This window comes from Kitasatospora sp. NPDC059817 (assembly GCF_042731835.1).
GTDB lineage: Bacteria > Actinomycetota > Actinomycetes > Streptomycetales > Streptomycetaceae > Kitasatospora.
In genome coordinates, this window is the sequence record NZ_JBHWIR010000449.1 from 1 (window position 1) to 1096 (window position 1096).

Annotated in this window: 2 protein-coding genes; both read right to left on the reverse strand. The window is 44.5% G+C overall.

Annotation, left to right across the window (positions count from 1 at the left end; all coding sequences use genetic code 11):
* On the reverse strand, positions 1–312 hold a 312-nt coding region (locus ACFV61_RS36150), incomplete at its 3' end, for a hypothetical protein (protein WP_380496438.1).
* A 315-nt stretch (positions 313–627) separates the two neighbouring features.
* On the reverse strand, positions 628–1096 hold a 469-nt coding region (locus ACFV61_RS36155; RefSeq protein ID WP_380496441.1), incomplete at its 5' end, for a hypothetical protein.

Sequence of the window (1096 nt, forward strand, 5' to 3'; positions counted from 1 at the left end):
GTATAGGTGAAGGGCTTCGCCTGACACAACAAAACGACGGAATCCACTGTTTAATTCCAGTGCAATATTTCTGATAATCTGGTATGGTGAAAATGGTTTAGTTGGAATTGCCGCGTTCTGCGATTTGAGAGAGACAGTCGCGTCAAATTCAACTAAAATTTGTGATAGCAGGCGTACTTTCGGTAGGTTGAATGATACCGTTTGTGCGTCCTCTGTCACTGTCTGTGTACCCATCATCTGCCATGTTTGGCGGGTAGCCTGCGAGAATAGTTGAGCCTTTGCCTGTGCTGATAGTTGCTGTTGAGTTGCCATAAATTAAAATTCCTCCTTAGACTTCTGCCGCGATTGTAGATACAACCGGGATATGATATTTTGCTGAAGCTTTCTTAATAATCCACATGAAAACCATCGTGATAAATACAGTAATGAACGTATGAACTAACCATTTAACCTTCATGCTTTTTTCCTCCTTATACTGCGTTTACTAATTGCGTCACACCGTTAACCGGATGCTTCGTGACAATAACCTTTGTTACGACAATGACCATCATTGTGAATAGCGCAATGACAATCATGTTCTTCAGCCCGACACCTGCAAATTTTCGTGTCTCCAAGTCATCACCTCCTTTAAAGCTTCAATTTTGCTAGTACCGGGTTTTGCATACCCACTTTCCAATACCAAAAATTGTGCCCGCCGGGTTGCTCCATAAATTGCGGCATCCCTGTTGCTTTCACAATCTTTTTACGGTCATCCGGGTTTTGCATGGTGAAAATGAAATAGTGTGAACTGTTGGCCATAGCAATGACCGGAATGTCTGTTGGGCGCTGGGTACAAGCCCAAACGACTGCTTCTTTCGAACGCCCGCGCGTGTATAAGGCTTTCAATTCTTTCGGGTAGTTATGGGCGCTTGGCGCGACTTCCATTAATTCGTCTATCCATAGAATCGTATTTTCACGCTTGTACACCCAGCTCATGAGCGCGTTGTAATATTCCGGCTCTAATTCTTCAGCGACCGGGCAATAGATAATTTTCGGCGTCTCGACCTCGGACACGTCTTCCAATCGGTGAACCACAGTAAAGTCCTTACCTTCCTGC